Raw genomic sequence first — 18,580 nt, forward strand, 5'->3', positions numbered from 1 at the left:
GCTTGTCGAGTGTTCTGCTGCTTATGCCGCATGAATCCTGCTCGGTGCTTTTTCCAATAAGTATGTTTCGAATTCTACATTCTCTCCGTTGAACTCCACGGTAAGAGCCTTCGTTAAATCAAGGCTTAACACACCTAATATAGACTTTGCGTCGATGGTCACTCTATTGTAATATACGTCTATATCGAAATCACATTTTGTAGCAGCAGCAACAAACTCTTTTGCTTCGGCAACGCCTGGTAACATAATCTTATACTGTTTCATAATCATGACTCCTTCTCAAAATAAACAGTTAAAAAGTTGTTGAAACATTTATATCACTTCTGACGCAATTTGTCAAATTACGTTTCATGAAGAGAAATGTCACCTTTTCTTGTGCATTTTGCTTTGTTTGAAGGATGTCTGTGATTTACCACTATGCACTTTTGCAATCACCAAATACTAATGTCGGGAATGATTCTCATTTATAACTTTGAACGTCATCTATTTTTACAGAAATACCCTATTATTTTCATATAAAACGACCAGAGGGTTCGTGCCTCCCCGCACAACTGTCCGCATTACAGGGACATGCCGGTAAAAAACACTCCTCTACCTGTTTTGATCCCGAATCGCCTGCTTCACCGATTCGAAGGGGACAGGCGCGTAACCAATCCGCTCCACACAGGCGCAGAAGCTCCTGGCGGATACGTCCTGGTACATGGGATTCCCATGTACATGACCGAAGATATTGGCGTAAGGGCTGTTGATATTCACATACACAGGCTCATGGGACAGGATGTAAAAATCCTCCAGCACGGCAGGAAGAAAATACACCTCATCGAAGCCAAAGTCCAGCCAGTCCCTGGTCGTGAACATCCGGTCATGATTACCGGCAATTAGTATCTTTCTCCCGTTTAAGCGGTTCGCAATCTCCTTAATCTCTTCCCTGCTTAAGTAGCAGGCAAAATCCCCAAGATGGTACACCGTGTCCTCCGCTCCGGCCACACGGTTCCAGTTCTCGATCATCTGTTCATTCATTTCTCTTCCATCCTGAAAGGGTCTTCCCTCATATCTGAGGATGGCCCCCGAATCACCAAAATGTGTGTCAGAAATCAGATAGATATCTCCCATAGTTCCTCCCGGCTGTTTTGTGCAAATACGAATTCATTTAGTATATTATATTCCCCAGGGGGATTAACAGCAACCGATTTCGGGCGCTTCACAGTCTCAAAAAGCCCATGGGTGATGTTCCGGCAGGCACTCGTCACAGAGCAGCTCGCCGTTCACCGTCGCTCCGTTCGACAATCCCCGGATCGGATCAGGCTTCTCCCGGTCCGTGGTCCAGCCATGACACTTCGCGCACTGGCCGCAGTTCATCGTCAGCGGATCCAGATAAATCGTGCTGGTTGACTGCCATTCCGCCTTATGCTGATCATCCAGCACAATCTCCTGCTCCGGCAGTTTGCCCCACGCCAGCTTCCAGAACTTCTCTTTTCCCTTGTGGTCGCTGACCTCTTCTTCATCCACTTCAACCAAATAACTGATCTTGTATAGTATCGCTTTTTTCATATAGGCACCTCATCATAAAGTGGTCTTCAGCCCGAACATATATTCTTTTTAAGATTATAACACATCCGGTATTCAAAGGGAAGCATAAAGAATGCGTATGCCACTCTTACTCCGCAAAAAAAGAAAAGCCGGAACTCCTTACTGATCAAGGACTTTCCAGCTTTTTCTTATCCATTCACACTTTTTACTGAGCAGGGGAAGAGGGGCTCGAACCCCCATTTACGGTTTTGGAGACCGTTGCTCTACCATTGAACTATTCCCCTATGGCTTGTTTCATTCATGTTTCATCTGAACACTATGAGAGTATAGCATACCTGTTTTTAAATTGCAACAGTTTTTTATAAAAAATACAAAAATTCGAAAGTTTATCCAGAAACGGGGGACTGCCGGCGGCAGTCCCCCGTGTTAAGGCTGAATCTCAAAGCTTATTTATCCAGCTGAAACCTGGAGACATAGTCCTTCAGCAGCTGCGCCTGACTCGACAATTCCTCGCTGGCCGCTGCGCTCTCCTCCGCTGTCGCCGAATTGGTCTGCACCACGGAGGCAATCTGAGTGATGTTCCTGGTAATCTCGGTAATGGAGCGGGACTGTTCCGCCGATGCCTTCGATATCCGGTCGACCGTATCGGTCATCTTCACGGATTCCTGGGCCACGGTTTCCAGTGCCTGGGCCGCCGTGTCCGCGATCCCTGCCCCGTGCTTCACGGATCTGACCGACTTTTCGATCAGCGCCGCAGTGCTCTTCGACGCCTCGGCGCTCTTTCCGGCCAGACTGCGGATCTCCTCCGCTACTACGGCAAAGCCTCTGCCCGCGTCACCGGCCCTTGCCGCTTCCACGGCCGCGTTCAGCGCCAGCAGATTCGTCTGAAACGCGATGTCTTCAATAACCCTGATGATCTCCCCGATCTCTCCGGAATTCTTCCTGATCTCGTCCATGGCCGCAATCAGCTTCTTCATCTGCTGGTTCTGCTCCAGAATCTCACCGCCCAGTTCCTTCGACTTATCGCTGGCCGCCTTCGCATTCCCCGCATTATGATCCACCTGGTTGGAGACCTCATGAATGGCCGCAGCCAGATTCTCGATGGCTCCCGCCTGCTCGGCCGCTCCCAGTGAGAGGGACTGGGCTCCGAAGGATAGCTGTGCTGCCCCTTCAGATACCTGATCGGCACTCTCGTAGATCCGCCCCAGCGTATCATTTAAGGAAGCAGCGATTTCCTCCAGCGCCTCCTTGATCTTCCCGAATTCTCCCTCATAGACACCGTCTACCGTAAGGCGCAGGTTTCCGTCAGAGAGTTCTGCGAGGACCGTTGTCGCATTGGAGATCATGTCCTTGAGAGACTGGATGGTCCCCCTCACACTGGCAGCCAGCAGGCCGATCTCATCGTCGCTGTCGTTCTTCAGATCCACGCTGAAATCTCCCCTGGAAAAGCCTTCCACCTTGACCGCAATGTCGTAAAGCGGAGAAAGAAGTTTCCTTACCAGCCTGATCACTATGACCATAACTGCGATCAGTATGAGAACCGAGATCACCACCATGACCGCGATCAGCTGATTTCTGGGGGCGTTGATCTCCTCCACCGGTATGCTTCCGACTGTGGCCCATCCCGTTGCTTCGCTCTTTGCAAAGATGGAGTAATACTTTTTACCTTCATATGTATAAGTCATGGCGCCGGTATACTGGTTCTGGATACCGTCTATATATTCCTGACTCAGATTATCCACCTCATCCACCGTCCTGTTAATAAGGCTGGCATCGAAGCTGTATACCAGGGACTCATCGCCGGTAACCAGTTCCAGCGTGCCGCCCTTTCCGATTCTGATATCCTGGAGCAGCTGTGAAAAATGGTCCTGGAACACGTCAAATCCAACGTATCCGGTGATACTGCTGTCATCCAGAGAGAGAACCGGGGCCACGACGGAGATAACCATCTTTCCGGTAACCGGATCGAGAAACGGATCCGTCACAACCGGCCCCATCGTCTCCAGAACCTGTTCGTCCCAGTCGATACCGGCCAGATCGGCGGTCCACGCCTCTCCGGTCTGCATCAGATACGTGTCGTTGCCGATTCCGGCCAGCCATACGGCCTGTACTCCGTCAGAAACCATGGTGTCGTAGGCCCGCTCCAGCAGCGTAACCGCCGCCTCTTTCCCCGGCGCCCCGGCAATCTGCTCCGCGGTCGGCGCCTCTTCCAGCAGCCGGCGAAGCTCTTCATTATAGCTTAAAATTCCCACGGCGCTCTTCTTGCCGTTAAAGAACTCATCTACCGTGTCCACCGCATTCTTCGTCTGGCCCTCGGTCACCTGATAGCTCAGGTTGGTAACCGCCAGTGCGGCGATATAGCAGGTAACAAAAATCAGAACTGCCAGCGCCGGGAACAGGATGCTGATCAGGCGCTTATTAATCTTTCCGGATATGGTCGCCCGTTTTTCCTTTCGCCCCGTCTTTTCCGGCGCGTGATTCTTTGCTTTTTCAACATTTTCGATCATTTTGCCCCTCCTTACTGACCATTATAATACTTAAAGGTATAACGGGCAAACGATTTGTAAAAAAGTTCCGGCAATATGCCAGATACGGCCCAGATGTGCCAGGCACCGGCCCAGTCCGGTTATCCGATCGCATTTCCGGTATACAGCTGGTAGTACCGGCCCCTTTCCCCGATCAGTTCCTCATGGGTTCCCCGCTCGATAACTCTGCCCTGTTCCAGAACCATGATGCAGTCTGAATTGCGCACGGTAGACAGCCTGTGGGCGATCACAAATGTGGTTCTCCCCCTCATGAGCCGGTCCATGCCTTCCTGCACCAGCGTTTCGGTGCGCGTATCGATGGAGGAGGTGGCCTCGTCGAGAATCAGCACAGGCGGGTCTGCAACCGCGGCCCTGGCAATGGAGAGAAGCTGCCGCTGGCCCTGGCTTAAGTTCGCCCCATCTCCGGTCAGCATGGTATCATAGCCATCCGGAAGGCGTTTAATAAAGCCATGGGCATTGGCCAGCTTCGCGGCCGCGATACACTCCTCATCCGTCGCATCAAGACGTCCGTACCGGATGTTATCGATAACGGTTCCGGTAAACAAATGGGTATCCTGAAGGACCATTCCCATGGACCGCCTTAAATCCGGCTTCTTAATCTTATTGATATTGATGTTGTCATAGCGGATCTTTCCATCCTGAATGTCATAGAACCGGTTGATTAAGTTGGTGATGGTGGTTTTTCCGGCTCCCGTGCTTCCGACAAACGCGATCTTCTGTCCTGGCGTGGCGTAAAGCCTGATGCCATGCAGTACGATCTTGTTGTCGTCGTAGCCAAAATCCACATCGTTGAACGTCACATCGCCTTCCAGTTTTGTATAGGTAACGGTCCCATCCTCCTTGTGGGGGTGCTTCCACGCCCACATGCCGGTTCTCTCCTTTGTTTCCGTGATGCTGCCGTCAGGCGTCATATCCGAGTTGACCAGTTCCACATAGCCGTGATCTTCCTCCGGCTCTTCGTCCAGCATTCGGAAAATACGCTCCGCTCCGGCCATGGCCATGGCGATGCTGTTCATCTGCTGGCTGATCTGGGTCACAGGCTGCGTAAAGTTCTTATTGAGCGTTAAAAATGAAACCAGCGTTCCCAGCGTCAGCCCCCAATAGCCGCCCAGCGCCATGACCGCGCCGACGACCGCACAAAGCACATAGCTGATATTTCCAAGGTTCGCGTTGACAGGCATCATGATGTTCGAAAACTTGTTGGCCAGATTGGCGCTCTCCCGCAGTTCCTCATTGATCCGGCGGAACTGCTCCAGGCTCTTCTCCTCATGGCAGAACACCTTGACCACCTTCTGCCCATCCATCATCTCCTCGATGTAACCGTTGACGTTTCCCAGATCTTTCTGCTGCCGGATAAAATAAGCCGCTGATTTGCCGCCCAGCTTCGATGTGGCAAACAGCATGAGCCCCGTCATGATAAGCGTCACCGCGGTCAGCGGAATGTCCAGCACGATCATGCTGACCAGCGTTGTCACGATGGTGACGGTTGAATTTACCACCTGCGGAATGCTCTGGCTGATCAGCTGTCTTAAGGTATCCACATCATTGGTATAGACAGACATAATGTCGCCGTGTGCATGAGTGTCGAAGTATTTCACAGGCAGTGACTCCATGTGGGTAAACAGCTCCACCCTCAGCTTTTTCATGGTTCCCTGGCTCACATTGACCATAATCCGGTTGTAGGCATAGGCACACACAACGCCCAGCCCGTAGGTGACTGCCAGTGACCCCAGGGCGGCTGCCAGTGATGAAAAATCCGGTGTCCGGGCACTCGTAAGGGGCACAATGTAGTCATCGATCAGGCTCTGCATAAACAGCGTGCCGCGAAGTGTGGCCAGGGCCGCACCCAGAATACAGACTACCACCATAAAAAACGAAAATTTATAATTTTTCAGCATATAGCACAGGATCCGTTTCATGACATGGCACAGCATTTTTGTATCTCTCTTTTGGCCCTTCGTCCCCGTTCTCTCTTCTGTCATACTCTCACACCATCCTTTCCGGTCTCTGCCGCAGTCAAAGGCTGGTCAAAGTCCCCGCCGCCCTTCATCTGCGTCTCATAGATTTCACAGTAAATCTCATTTGTCTTCAACAGATTCTCATGGGTGTCGAATCCGCTGATCCGGCCGTCATCCAGCACCAGAATCCGGTCCGCATCCTGCACACTGGAGATTCTCTGGGCGATCACCAGCTTGGTGGTGCCGGGGATCTTCTGCACGAAGGACTTACGGATCTTCGCGTCCGTAGCGGTATCCACCGCGCTGGTAGAATCGTCCAGAATCAGGATCTTCGGTTTCTTTAACAGCGCCCGCGCTATACAGAGCCTCTGTTTCTGCCCTCCGGAGACGTTATTGCCTCCCTGTTCAATCCAGGTTTCATACTGATCCGGAAATTGTTCGATAAACTCGTCTGCACACGCCTGGCGGCACGCTTCCCTGCATTCATCCCAGGTGGCGTCCTCCCTGCCCCAGCGCAGGTTGTCGAGAATCGTTCCCGAAAACAGGACATTTTTCTGCAGTACGACAGCCACCTGGTCTCTCAGCACTTCCATATCGTAGCAGCGGACATCATTTCCGCCTACGCGGACGACGCCTTTGTCCACATCATAGAGACGGCTGATTAAGTTCACCAGACTGGTTTTTCCGCTTCCGGTACCGCCGATGATACCGATGGTCTCACCCGGCCTGATCTGTAAGTCGATGTCATGAAGTGTCTCTTCCCCGCTTCCGTGCTTATAGGAAAAGCTCACGTGGCTGAAGGAAATACTTCCGTCAGGAATGCTCATAAGGGGATTCTCCGGGTTCGTCAAATCCGCCTTCTCATCCAGCACCTGAGCGATACGCCTTCCGCTGGCCGCACTCATTGTCACCATGACGAAGATCATGGACAGCATCATCAGGGACATCAGAACGCTCATAACGTAGCTGAACATGGAGGTCAGCTCTCCTGTCGTCAGTCCGCCCACGACGATGAACTTCGCGCCGAACCAGGACAGGGAGATGATACAGCCGTAGACCACCAGCATTATCACCGGGTTGTTGAGAGCCAGAAGGCCCTCCGCCTTCACAAACAGGCGGTATAGATTTTCTGCGGCCCTTGTGAATTTGTTATTTTCATGTTCTTCCCTCACAAACGCCTTGACCACGCGGATGGCGGATACATTTTCCTGCACACTGGCGTTTAAGTCGTCGTATTTGCGGAACACTTCGTCAAAGATTTTTGTCGTCCTGGTCATGATCAGCCCCAGCGCAGCCGCCAGAACCACAATGGCCGCCAGGAAAATCAGGCTCAGTCTTACATTGATTAAGAAGCACATGGCCATGCTGCATACCAGCATTAACGGCGCCCTCACCGCAATCCTCAGTATCATCTGGTAAGAGTTCTGTACATTAGTGACGTCGGTCGTCATTCGGGTAACCAGGCCGGCTGTACTGTACTTGTCGATGTTTGAAAATGAAAATCTCTGGATGTTTTCATACATTCCGTCTCTCAAATTACAGGCAAATCCCGACGAGGCCGCTGCCGCATATTTCCCCGCCAGAACACCGGACAGAAGGCTTAAAAATGCCATAATGAGCATCAGCCCTCCGTAGAAATACACCTGGCCGATGTTCCCCTGTTCGATTCCCTTATCTATGATGGAAGCCGTTATAAACGGGATCAGCACCTCCATCAGCACCTCCAGCGCGGTAAACAGCGGAGTCAGCAGCGACTCCTTTTTATACTGTTTCACCTGCTTAAGCAGTGTTTTTATCATAGTTATTCCTCCTTTACACAATCTGTTTTTATGTTTGAAATCATTCTGTTCAAGGTGTATGTAAAGAGCTCCAGTTCTTCCCCGGAGAGCCCGCTGCATAGCCGCTCCATCTGCCGTTTCAGGACACTCTCGATCGTCTTTCTGGCCCTGTACGCCTTCGCAGTCAGGGTGATCCGTTTCTTCCGGTCGTCACCGGAGACCGCCCTCATCTCGATATAACCGCCCTTCTTCAGCCCCTTGAGCATGGAAGAGATCGCGGCTCTGGAAATCCCACATTCCGCGTGGATATCCGTGGCATACGTGGCTTGTTCCCCGCAGGAGAACAGATAATTCAGTACCCAGCCCTGTGACGGAGTAATATCCTCACTCTTCATCTCCTCCCTTCCATACTGGTCCAGGGAAATATTCAACTGTTTCAAAAGCCAGATGATATTACTCTCATACATGCCTTTTCTAACTCCTTTCTGATTATTCGGTCCCTAACTGTTTCATGGTTAACAGACCGGTTACGAATGATTCTACTCGATTTTCCCTTGTAAGTGAATTCAAAAAATGTTATCATTAATAAAATACTTTTATTAATCAGAGGAGGTAAATCCATGAATACCTTTCAACTTTCCTGCTTTCTGGCTGTCGCGGAGACGCTGAGCTTTGCCAGAGCCGCGGAACAGTTAAGCATCACCCAGCCGGCCGTCACGCATCAGATCCACTCCTTGGAGACAGAATTGAATGTGAAGCTCTTCGTGCGCACCACCCGCACGGTGAACCTGACACAGGAAGGCACGCTCTTTTTAAACGACGCCAGGAACATACTCGCCCTGACCATCCGGGCCACAAAACGGTTCGAGAATCCCCTGGAACAGGAAATACAGCTGTTCTCCATCGGCTGCCACAGCTACTCCCACATGTTCCTTCTGGCCGATGTTCTCCGCCTGCTGGCCGCCTCCTGTCCAACGGTGCATCCGGAGCTTCGCGTCGTACCGTTCCGGCAGCTCTACCGTCTTCTGGAGGAGGAAGAGGTGGATACGGTCATCGGATTTCAGGAGCCTGACTCCAGAAAAGTACCCGGATTCTACAAAGAGCTGCGGAAGGTCACCATCTCCTGTGTCTGCTCCCGGGACAATCCCCTGTCTGCCCTGGAAACCGTGACGGTGGCGGATTTAGAAAAGGAAAAACTGGTCTTAAACGATCCGGCCAAGACGCCGGCTGCTGTCGCCCAGTTCCAGGGGCAGCTGATGGGCGGCCGTTCACCTTCTGACTTCTACTTCTGCGAATCCAGTGAAGCCGAGACGGTCCTGGTAAAGGCCGGCTACGGCATCTCTGTACTCCCGGATCTGCTGATTCCCCCGGATCCCTCCCTCATCCGGATTCCCGTAGCCGGGCTGGAGCCGCTCTCCTTCGGGGCGTATTATAAGACGCTTCAGGGAAACGAGATGCTAAAGAGCTTTATCCGCATCATGAAGGAGCACTTTCCATATGCCAGGCGATAGATATCATTGTAAAACACCATTGGAAGTAAGGAATGAAGCGTTACAGTCTGAGATAATTTAAGAATATCCAATTCCTACCAATAAGAGAATTGAGAAATATATAGAGAAATGGAGTGCATAAAAAAACGACCACACAAATCTGTGTGATCGTTAATCTGTACTTTGCTTTAGATATTCAGCCTGTCTACTTGACAGGGGGGTGATGCCGGACAGGCCATACTTTCCCGAATCACGTATCGATCCTGACCATTTCTTTCACGGCTTTGTTCCGGTAAACCAGATCGTTTCTCACCGTAAATCCACGTTTTTCCCAGAATTTATTCCCGGTTTCATTCCGGTCAAATACCACCAGAGCTACCTTGCTGATCCCCTCGTTCTCCAGAGCGTCCATCGCTTTTTGCACCAGAGTGCTTCCTATTCCCCGGTTCCGCTCCTTAGCCGCCACCGCGGTATGATAGACATAGCCTCTGCGTCCGTCGTGTCCGCTTAGGATAACACCGGCTACCTCATCGCCGTTGACAGCGATAAAGCACGTATTGGGATTGCGCATCAGGAATCTGCCGATCCCCGCCTCGGAATCGTCCACATCATTCAGTCCCATCCCGGGAGTGCTCATCCACAGCCTGCGGACGTTTTCATAATCCTCGATTCTCATTTTCCTTATCTGCATGACTTCTCCTGTTCCTCATGAAAGTGCTGATAAATCTGATTTTTCATAACGGTTGTGTCCCTGAATCCCTTTTTTATAATTCCAGCACCGAATCGCCTCATCCAGGGTGCGTCCTTCATTGTCCGCGAAGAAATCCCGGATATACGTATTGTACTCGAACTGCCGGTCGATCGTTGTCTTTCCTTTCTTCTTCTCCTCCATAATCTGGCCGTAAGCATCTATGGCCTCTCCGTAGGTTTTACCGGTGTTGCTTTTCAGCCATTTCTGAAAGGACACGTTAAAGGAAAATCCACTGCCGATGGCTTTTCGAAAAAAGGCCCTGTGCTTTTCACTGCACACGAAATCAGGTTCGATCTTTTTATCCTCGCTGATCTCTCCCACCTCCGGCCTGCTCTTTGTCTTTGCAGAAACCGGGAGCACATCTCCCGTATCGAGGAAACAGGCGATTCTCTCCGTAATCTCGATCTTGCCGCCGGAGACAGGCAGCCCGTTTTCCCGGCAAAATGCCGTCAGCTCTTCCTTCAGATAATAGTAGCTTCTAAAGGTCTTCCCATCCAGGGTTCTGTCCAGCCTGGGCCGCTCACTCATATACCTGCTCCTCCCGCTTCCTCATGGGCAAATTCCAGCTTTTCCACCTGGTATGCTCTGCCTTCGATGGTCATTACCGCCATGGTGATGGGCTGGTGAAACCGTCTCGGACCGCAGCTTCCCGGATTCAGCCAGAGCGTGCCGTCGATGACCCGTTCGTCGTAGCGGTGGGAATGGCCATACACAACCACATCGGCGCCGGATACGCTTTCGTGGGAAGCCCCTTTTTTATTGTGGACCATGTAAAATGACACGCCCTCCAGAGAGAAGCTCAATTCCTCCGGCATCCCCTCCGCCCACTCCTTATCGTTATTGCCGCGCACCACATAGAGGGGCGCAAAGGCTTCCAGTTCTTTTATAATGGTTTCTCTGTTTATATCGCCGCCATGTAAAATTACATCGCACGTCTTTAATATGTCTTTTACCTGCGGCCGTAAAAGGCCATGGGTATCCGACAGAATTCCGACTCTCATACCAGCTTTCCACTCTTTCATTATTATGGTGATGACTGATGCACTGCCATTACAGGTTTTGCCGCAATGGCAGTCCCCACTCTATTTATCACTCTTACAGCAGTGAAATCGCCTCCCGGATATTTTCCACTCCGACCATGCGGATTCCCTCCATCTTCCTCATCTTGTCCAGTGAGGTCTTCGGGAGTATACACGTCTCGAATCCCAGCTTCTTCGCCTCATTCACCCGCTGTTCCGCCATGGGAACGGCGCGCACCTCACCGGCCAGGCCGATTTCACCGAAGATAATCGTTCTCGGGTTCACAGGCTTGTCCTTTAAGCTGGAGATCACGGCCATGACGATGGCCAGATCCAGGGCCGGCTCATTCATCCGCAGGCCGCCTGCAATATTCACGTAGGCGTCATACCGGGATAGCTCATAGTGGCACCGCTTTTCCAGCACCGCCATCAGCACGTTTACCCGGTTATAGTCCGTGCCCGCGGCCGTTCTCCTGGGCATACCGAACAGAGTAGGCGTTATAAGCGCCTGCACCTCTAAAAGCACCGGCCTCGTCCCCTCTAAGGAACAGGCTACCACGGCGCCTGACGCGTCCTCCGGCCGGCCGCTCAGCATGTATTCCGACGGGTTCTTTACCTCTTCCAGCCCGCTTTCCCTCATTTCAAAGACGCCGATCTCGTTAGTGGAGCCGAAACGGTTCTTCACACCGCGGATAATCCGGTAGGAGGCGCTTCTGTCCCCCTCGAAATATAACACCGTGTCCACCATGTGTTCCAATACTCTCGGGCCGGCCACCACGCCTTCCTTCGTCACATGACCTACGATGAAAATGGCGATTCCCACTCCCTTTGCGATCTGGAGCAGGAGATTCGTGGATTCCCGCACCTGCCCCACGCTGCCGGGAGCCGAAGTCACCTCTTCCCGAAACATGGTCTGAATGGAGTCAATAATCACCACATCCGGCTTCTCCCCGGAGATGGCGCCCTCGATCGTATCGAGATTCGTCTCACAGAGAAATTTCAGTTCCCCTGTCACAGTCCCGATCCGGTTGGCCCTCAGCTTGATCTGCTTTAACGATTCCTCGCCCGAAATATAGAGCACCTTCTGTCCCGACGCGGCCAGATTCCTGCACACCTGCAGGAGCAGAGTAGACTTGCCGATTCCCGGGTCTCCGCCCACCAGAACAAGGGAGCCCCTCACCACGCCGCCGCCCAGCACCCGGTCCAGTTCCTCGTATCCGGTCTGCATGCGGTCCTGTTCATCCAGCGATATCTCCGATAGATAGGAAGGCCTGATCTTTGACAAGCCGCCTTCCCCTGCGCCGCCCTGGCCGTTCCCATAGGAAGCTCCAAGACCTCTCTTCGCCGCCGGTTCCTTCTTCGCCGTCAGCTCTTCCACAAAGGTGTTCCACTGCCTGCATCCGGGACACTGTCCCAGCCATTTGGGCGATTCGTATCCGCATTCTTTGCAGAAAAATGATGTCGCTTTCGCTTTTGCCATGCTGCTCCTTTCCTACTAAAAAAGAGGCTGGTAAACCGCCAGCCTCTTTCTGCCATTCTGATTTTATCTTCTTACGACTTTAACAGACACAGGTTCTTCCTCGTTCAGTTCCACACTGACAGACAGCTTACCGCTCATGTTGGTCATCATGCTTCCCACTGCCGCGTCGTCCACGAATACCTCATATTCGGTATCATCCTCCAGCTGAATGGTCAGCTGCGCGTCCTTGTCTCCTTCGACGGAAAACTCCACGCCGTTGTTCGAAACGGTAAAATGTTCCACAGCGGTTCCCGGCACGGACTCATAGACAAACATGCCGTTGCGCTCCAGTTTCGTAATCTCATAAAACGTCTTTACTTTATATAAATCACCATCGTGCTCAAAATCCTGTAATTTTGACTTTGTGCTTAACTTGTAATTACCAAAACTGATTGTTCCATCCTGCTCTGTGCGGATTAATTCTTCAATTACCGGCATCTGTACGCCCTCCTAGTATTCTTGTTTACTTATCCTTTTTGCGAAGCGCTCTTTAATGATTTCGCTTGTCATCATTATACACGAAATCAAATCAAATGGCTAGTTCTTTATGAGCTCGGGAACAGAAAATTTTAACTCCGATTCTCCCTGGCTCACCAGAACTTCATCCCCTTCTTTCACCGCTCCATCCAGAATTTCCTCTGCCAGCCTATCCTCAAGACTGCTCTGAATGGTACGTCTTAACGGCCTTGCACCGTATTTTTCATCATATCCCTTGTTAATCAGGAACTCTTTTGCAGCTTCATCCACGGAGAGTGTGATGTTCATCTGTTCCTTCGTCCGCTTCATGATTTCCTTCAGCATAATGGTGACAATGTCCTTCATATGGCCCTTGTTAAGCGGATGGAAGACAATGATCTCATCGATACGGTTGATAAACTCCGGCTTGAATAAATGCTTTACTTCCTCCATCACACGGTCCTTCATCACCTTGTAGTCCGCCTTCTCATCGGCGACCGCTCCGAAGCCCAGACGTTTCGGGGAAATGATGCTCTCCGCGCCCGCATTCGACGTCATGATAATAACCGTGTTCTTAAAATCGATCTTACGTCCCTGCGCGTCCGTGATATGCCCGTCGTCGAGAACCTGCAGGAGGATGTTGAATACATCCGGATGCGCCTTCTCAATCTCATCGAAAAGAATGACGGAATACGGATTTCTCCGCACCTTTTCGCTGAGCTGGCCGCCCTCGTCGTAGCCCACATAGCCTGGCGGGGAACCGATCATCTTGGAGACGCTGTGCTTCTCCATGTACTCCGACATATCGACGCGGATCAGCGCGTTCTCGGTGCCGAACATGGCCTCCGCCAGTGCCTTGGACAGCTCTGTCTTTCCGACACCGGTAGGCCCTAAGAACAGGAATGAGCCGATGGGACGCTTCGGATCCTTCAGCCCTACCCTGCCGCGGCGGATCGCCTTTGCAACGGCTGTAACCGCCTCCTCCTGGCCGATCACACGCTCGTGGAGAATGGATTCCAGGTTTTTCAGTCTCTGGCTCTCCCCTTCCTCCAGCTTTCTTACGGGAATCTTGGTCCAGCTGGAGACGACATCGGCGATCTCTTCCTCGTCGACCACCTGCTTCTTGGTGTCTTTATCCTTCTGCCATTTCTCACGAATTTTATCGATCTTCTCTTTCTTCTTTTCCTGTTTCTTCTTGATGGTGCCCGCCTTCTCATACGCTTCGTCCCGGATTGCGGCTTCCTTCTGATCCTCCAGCTTCTCGATCTCTTTCTCCAGCTCCTTGATCTCGGGCGGCTCCACAAACGCGGTCAGGCGTACCTTGGAAGCTGCCTCATCGATTACGTCGATGGCCTTATCCGGCATGAACCGGTCGTTGATATACCTGGCGGAAAGCTTCACTGCGGCCGTAAGCGCCGCATCGGTGATCGTCACATGGTGGTGCGCCTCATAGCGGCCTCTTAAGCCCTTTAAGATGGCTATGGCCTCCTCCTCCGACGGCTCCTCCACGGTAACCGGCTGGAAACGGCGTTCCAGGGCGGAGTCCTTTTCAATATACTTGCGGTACTCCTCGATAGTGGTGGCGCCTATAAGCTGAAGCTCGCCTCTGGCCAGGGATGGTTTTAAGATATTGGAGGCGTCAATGGCGCCCTCCGCGCCTCCCGCGCCGATGATCGTGTGGATCTCATCGATGAACAGAAGGACTTCTCCGTCCTCCATCACCTCCGCTATCACCTTCTTGATTCGCTCCTCGAACTCACCGCGGTATTTGGATCCGGCCACCATACCGGATAAGTCCAGCGTCAGAACGCGTTTCTCCGCAATGGTTTCCGGCACATTTCCCTCGATAATCATCTGGGCGAGGCCTTCCACCACCGCCGTCTTACCGACTCCCGGCTCACCGATCAGACACGGGTTGTTCTTCGTCCTACGGCTTAAGATCTGAATCAGACGCTTGATCTCCGTCTCGCGTCCGATCACCGGATCCAGCTTTCCCGCCCTGGCAAGCTCCGTCAGATCACGGCTGTAGCTGTCCAGTGTGGGCGTACTGCCCTTTGTCTTGGCTCCCTTTAACAGCTCCTCCTTGTTGGCCGGAGCGTCCTCTCCCATGGCCGCCAGAACGTCAATATAGAGCTTCTGGATGCTGATGCCGATGGTATTGAGCAGCCTGGAAGCCACGCAGTCGTTGTCCCGGATAATGGAAATCAGCAGATGCTCGGTACCGATCAGTCTGGCCTTAAAACGCACCGCCTCTTTGTAGCTGTTCTCCAGCACTCTTCTGGCGCTGGGTGTATAACCGCTCTCCTCCATACGGACCGTCTGGTCCGGAGAGATGAGCTGGCTCACAAGGCTGATCACCTTCTCTTTCTTAACACCGTTCTCGGAAAGCACCCTGGCGGCCACACCGCCGCCTTCCTCCAATAGTCCAATCAGCAGATGCTCGGTTCCCACGTAGCTGTGGCCCAGCTCCTCCGCCGCCTGGACGGCCAGATTAATTGACTCTCTGGCCTTTGCTGTAAATCTGTCTATCATGTCAGTCTGTCCTCCTTGTTATGAGCACTCCGTTCAGCTCGTATGCTTTGTTGTTTCACGGAATAAACCGTCTTTACTCTAAATCAGGCAATTCTCCACGGATAAATTCCGCCCTCGCAATATCCAGTTCTTCCTTGCTTAACGGCCTGTCGGATATCTTCTGTAAATTCGCCGGCTGCAGGCCGAGCATGAGGCGGTAGATGGAGCACGGCTCCTTCATCACAAGCAGCCCGTCCGCCGCTCCGGCCATGACCTGAGACAAAAATATCATACCGTCTCTGGCCGTAAGCCTCCTGGCATATTTTAACACACCGTAAGATTTATATACCTCGTCCTCCCGTTCCAGGCGCCGCCGCTGGAGGGACATCTTCCTGACGGTCATCTCCTGGTTGGTCAGCTGGATGGCCGCCTTCGTCACCACATCGGCGATCTCCTTTTCACTCTGTCCCAGCGTCTTCTGGTTCGATATCTCATAGAGGGAGCCAAAATTCTCCTCCCCTTCGCCGTACACGCCGCGGACTGCCGTCCCAAACCGGCTCATGTCGGCTATCAAAGCCGGAAACTTCCGCCCCGAGGACAGCATTGGCAGATGCACCACCACCGAGGCCCTCATCCCGGTTCCCACATTCGTCGGAAAAGAAGTCAGGTAGCCGTACCGGTCGTCAAACGCATAAGGAAACCGTTCGTTGATGTAATCATCCAGGGCATCGGCCCGCTCCCATAATTCCTCCAGATGAAGCCCGGAAGAGAGAAGCTGAAGCCGGATGTGATCGTCGCCGTTTAGCAGGATGCTGGTATCCTCGTCCTCAGACAGTATGATACCCGCCGGGGCTTTCTTCTCCACCGCGGCACGGTTTATGATTCTCCGCTCCCGCAGCGCCGCCCGGTCCAGTTCCTCCAGCTCCTCCAGCATGGCGTATTCGTATTTCCTGCCTTCCACCTCCGAGAGATCCTTCAGCCCGAATTCCAGCCTGCGGACCATCTCCTCGCTCTCCTGTGTCCCCAGCATGGCAGGGAACTTATACTCTTCCCAGTTTCGCACCAGACGAATGCGGCTGCTGATGACACCCGGCCGTTTTTCGTCCGTCTTTTCAAACCATCTAAGCATTCGTCTCATGTCCTTTCTTTAATTCCCTGATCTTGTCACGGCATACCGCCGCGGTCTCATAGTCTTCAAACTGCAGCGCTTCTTTTAACTTCGCATCCAGCTCCATAATCTCCTCTTCATGTTCATAAACGGCATCTCCCGCCGTCTCATCCCCGCTGCCCTTTAAATCCGGCGTTTTATAGGAAATCTTCTGATATTTCGGCCGCTTCCCCGTATGTGCGGTGCTCCCCTGCAGCTGCTTTAAGCTCTCTTCCATCAGGGGTCCGAACACACTGTAGCAGTCGGCACATCCGAACTGGCTGTTCTTGATAAATTCATCGTAGCTGGTCTTGCAGGTCGGACAGACCACCTGGTGCAGCTTATCCGGCACCCGGCTGGTATCCTCGATTCCCAGGAGTCCCGACAGCAGCTTGCCCAGCGGAAATTCTCCGTCAAAAATAGCGGAATACGGTCCAAAATCCATTTCTTTTGCACATTGGGCACAGAAATGGTGTTCCTTTTTCACGCCATTTATTACCTCTGTATACTGGATATTCGCTTCGCGAATTCCGCATCTCTCACATAACATAAGTAACCTCCATTCTTCCGGCTATTCCTTGCTGTCTGCTCCCTGCCTGGGGCTGCCGCCGTCTGGTCCGGCTCTGCCGGTTCCCTCCCGGCTCCCTGTGACTTTGCAGGGTATTAGCAGTTCTTAACGCGCAGAATTTTTCGTTCAGGGGAAATGCCCACCTGTCTGAGCGCAGCGAGTTTGGGAATTTTCACTGGTTTTTAGAAAAATCCTGCACGTTTAGAACTGCTTATGCCCGAAACCGGAGCTGGGAGCCGGGAGGGAACCGGCAGAGCCGGACCAGACGGCGGCAGCCCCAGGCAGGGAGCAGACAGCAGCAGCTATTCCTCCTTCTGACCTCTGGAAAACAGCATGAAAATCTCATCCACAAGCTGGTGCACCTCGTCACAGGTAACATTCTTGCATATCCCGCGGGCCAACACGACGCTTAAATCTCTCCTCATCTCATCGAGGACACGCATCTTATCCACGTCCAGGGCCACGACCGCCCCCTTGCGGCGGTCCAGCTTAACAAAGCCCTCCTGCTTTAAGACAGAGTACGCCTTATTCACCGTGTGCATATTAATTCCTATATTGTCAGCCATCTGGCGCACGGAGGGCAGGGGATCCCCTTCCTTTATCGTTTCCGTGGCAATTCCAATAATGATCTGATTCCGAAGCTGGATATAAATTGCCTCATCACTGTTAAAATCGATTTGCAATATCATATACTCACCATCTTTCGTTATATCTGTTATACACATAATAGCACACAAGAATTGTTTTTTCAATATGTAATATATTTACATCGGACATTCCTTAAAAAGAACCAATGAAAGCTCTACTATTTTAGTCTATCGCCAAATAATACTATATTTTTTAAAAGTGATAAACAGAATGCGTATTGAAACACATTGACATTATACATTAATGTTGATATAATTCTATATAGTGGAGGTGATACAATGGATTTAACAAAAAGCGAACTGGAAATAATTGAGGTATTATGGAATGCAAAACGTCCATTAACCGGAACAGAAATAGTGCAGCTATCTCCAAAAGATAAATCTTGGAAAGACAGTTCTATTCACATTCTAATCAATAGCCTATTGAAAAAAAATGCTATTAAAGAATCGGGGTTTGTAAAAACCGGAAAAGGCTACGGTCGTACCTTCACAGCTACCGATCGATGTGAAGAATATTACGTAGAATATTTAGCCTCAATTATAAAGAGAACCAGTTTAAAAAAACTATTCGCCGCTCTTTTTGATAATTCAAAAATGTCGGAAGAAAATATTTTCGAATTAGAAGAGTTATTAAAAAAATATAAAGGAGAGGTTAAATAG

Annotated in this window: 18 protein-coding genes and 1 tRNA gene; 2 read left to right on the forward strand and 17 right to left on the reverse strand. The window is 51.6% G+C overall.

Annotated elements, in window-relative coordinates; all coding sequences use genetic code 11:
- Nucleotides 1–21: 21 nt before the first annotated feature.
- The 8 genes from H8S75_RS10735 to H8S75_RS10770 form a co-directional block, all read right to left on the reverse strand.
- Nucleotides 22–264, reverse strand: coding sequence for an HPr family phosphocarrier protein (locus H8S75_RS10735; RefSeq protein WP_002600452.1), 243 nt, complete (start codon nt 262–264; stop codon nt 22–24).
- 327 nt (nt 265–591) lie between these two features.
- A complete protein-coding gene (locus H8S75_RS10740; protein ID WP_187021468.1) occupies nt 592–1,113 on the reverse strand; it encodes a metallophosphoesterase in 522 nt (173 codons plus the stop codon).
- Between the two features lie 96 nt (nt 1,114–1,209).
- On the reverse strand, nt 1,210–1,551 hold the full coding sequence (locus tag H8S75_RS10745; RefSeq protein ID WP_002600454.1) for a hypothetical protein: 342 nt from the start codon (nt 1,549–1,551) through the stop codon (nt 1,210–1,212).
- 192 nt (nt 1,552–1,743) lie between these two features.
- Nucleotides 1,744–1,814 (reverse strand) — tRNA-Trp (locus H8S75_RS10750).
- A gap of 162 nt (nt 1,815–1,976) precedes the next feature.
- Nucleotides 1,977–4,037, reverse strand: coding sequence for a methyl-accepting chemotaxis protein (locus H8S75_RS10755; protein WP_187021470.1), 2,061 nt, complete (start codon nt 4,035–4,037; stop codon nt 1,977–1,979).
- Between the two features lie 119 nt (nt 4,038–4,156).
- On the reverse strand, nt 4,157–6,058 hold the full coding sequence (locus tag H8S75_RS10760; protein WP_187021473.1) for an ABC transporter ATP-binding protein: 1,902 nt from the start codon (nt 6,056–6,058) through the stop codon (nt 4,157–4,159).
- Nucleotides 6,055–7,833, reverse strand: coding sequence for an ABC transporter ATP-binding protein (locus tag H8S75_RS10765; protein WP_187021475.1), 1,779 nt, complete (start codon nt 7,831–7,833; stop codon nt 6,055–6,057). The genes H8S75_RS10760 and H8S75_RS10765 overlap by 4 nt, the downstream gene beginning before the upstream one ends.
- Nucleotides 7,834–7,835: 2 nt before the next feature.
- A complete protein-coding gene (locus tag H8S75_RS10770) occupies nt 7,836–8,279 on the reverse strand; it encodes a MarR family winged helix-turn-helix transcriptional regulator (protein ID WP_187021477.1) in 444 nt (147 codons plus the stop codon).
- Between the two features lie 153 nt (nt 8,280–8,432).
- On the opposite strand from H8S75_RS10770, the gene H8S75_RS10775 reads away from it, so the two are divergent.
- Complete coding sequence (locus tag H8S75_RS10775) at nt 8,433–9,323, forward strand: LysR family transcriptional regulator (protein WP_187021479.1); 891 nt, start codon at nt 8,433–8,435, stop codon at nt 9,321–9,323.
- Between the two features lie 229 nt (nt 9,324–9,552).
- On the opposite strand, the gene H8S75_RS10780 is transcribed toward H8S75_RS10775, so the two are convergent.
- The 9 genes from H8S75_RS10780 to H8S75_RS10820 form a co-directional block, all read right to left on the reverse strand.
- Entirely contained in the window at nt 9,553–9,993 is a 441-nt protein-coding gene (locus tag H8S75_RS10780; RefSeq protein WP_187021481.1) for a GNAT family N-acetyltransferase, read from the reverse strand.
- A gap of 15 nt (nt 9,994–10,008) precedes the next feature.
- Complete coding sequence (locus H8S75_RS10785; RefSeq protein WP_187021483.1) at nt 10,009–10,581, reverse strand: DUF6434 domain-containing protein; 573 nt, start codon at nt 10,579–10,581, stop codon at nt 10,009–10,011.
- A complete protein-coding gene (locus H8S75_RS10790) occupies nt 10,578–11,054 on the reverse strand; it encodes a metallophosphoesterase family protein (protein WP_187021490.1) in 477 nt (158 codons plus the stop codon). Before H8S75_RS10790 ends, H8S75_RS10785 begins: the two co-directional genes overlap by 4 nt.
- 94 nt (nt 11,055–11,148) lie before the next feature.
- Nucleotides 11,149–12,552, reverse strand: coding sequence for a DNA repair protein RadA (gene radA / locus H8S75_RS10795; protein WP_187021492.1), 1,404 nt, complete (start codon nt 12,550–12,552; stop codon nt 11,149–11,151).
- A gap of 63 nt (nt 12,553–12,615) precedes the next feature.
- A complete protein-coding gene (locus H8S75_RS10800) occupies nt 12,616–13,029 on the reverse strand; it encodes a hypothetical protein (protein WP_002600463.1) in 414 nt (137 codons plus the stop codon).
- 99 nt (nt 13,030–13,128) lie between these two features.
- Nucleotides 13,129–15,579, reverse strand: coding sequence for an ATP-dependent Clp protease ATP-binding subunit (locus tag H8S75_RS10805; RefSeq protein WP_002600464.1), 2,451 nt, complete (start codon nt 15,577–15,579; stop codon nt 13,129–13,131).
- A gap of 73 nt (nt 15,580–15,652) precedes the next feature.
- Nucleotides 15,653–16,687, reverse strand: a complete 1,035-nt coding sequence (locus H8S75_RS10810; RefSeq protein WP_110325831.1) for an ATP--guanido phosphotransferase — start codon at nt 16,685–16,687, stop codon at nt 15,653–15,655.
- On the reverse strand, nt 16,680–17,255 hold the full coding sequence (locus H8S75_RS10815; protein ID WP_002600466.1) for a UvrB/UvrC motif-containing protein: 576 nt from the start codon (nt 17,253–17,255) through the stop codon (nt 16,680–16,682). The genes H8S75_RS10810 and H8S75_RS10815 overlap by 8 nt, the downstream gene beginning before the upstream one ends.
- A gap of 320 nt (nt 17,256–17,575) precedes the next feature.
- Nucleotides 17,576–17,962 carry a GntR family transcriptional regulator gene (locus H8S75_RS10820; RefSeq protein WP_038256689.1) on the reverse strand — a complete coding sequence of 129 codons (387 nt, stop codon included), beginning with the start codon at nt 17,960–17,962 and terminating at the stop codon, nt 17,576–17,578.
- Between the two features lie 237 nt (nt 17,963–18,199).
- Here H8S75_RS10820 and H8S75_RS10825 point away from each other — a divergent pair, with 237 nt between their 5' ends.
- The gene (locus H8S75_RS10825; protein WP_187021494.1) at nt 18,200–18,580 is read left to right on the forward strand and encodes a BlaI/MecI/CopY family transcriptional regulator; all 381 of its coding nucleotides are present in this window, start codon (nt 18,200–18,202) and stop codon (nt 18,578–18,580) included.

Source organism: Hungatella hominis, assembly GCF_014288005.1.
GTDB classification, from domain to species: Bacteria; Bacillota; Clostridia; order Lachnospirales; family Lachnospiraceae; genus Hungatella; species Hungatella effluvii.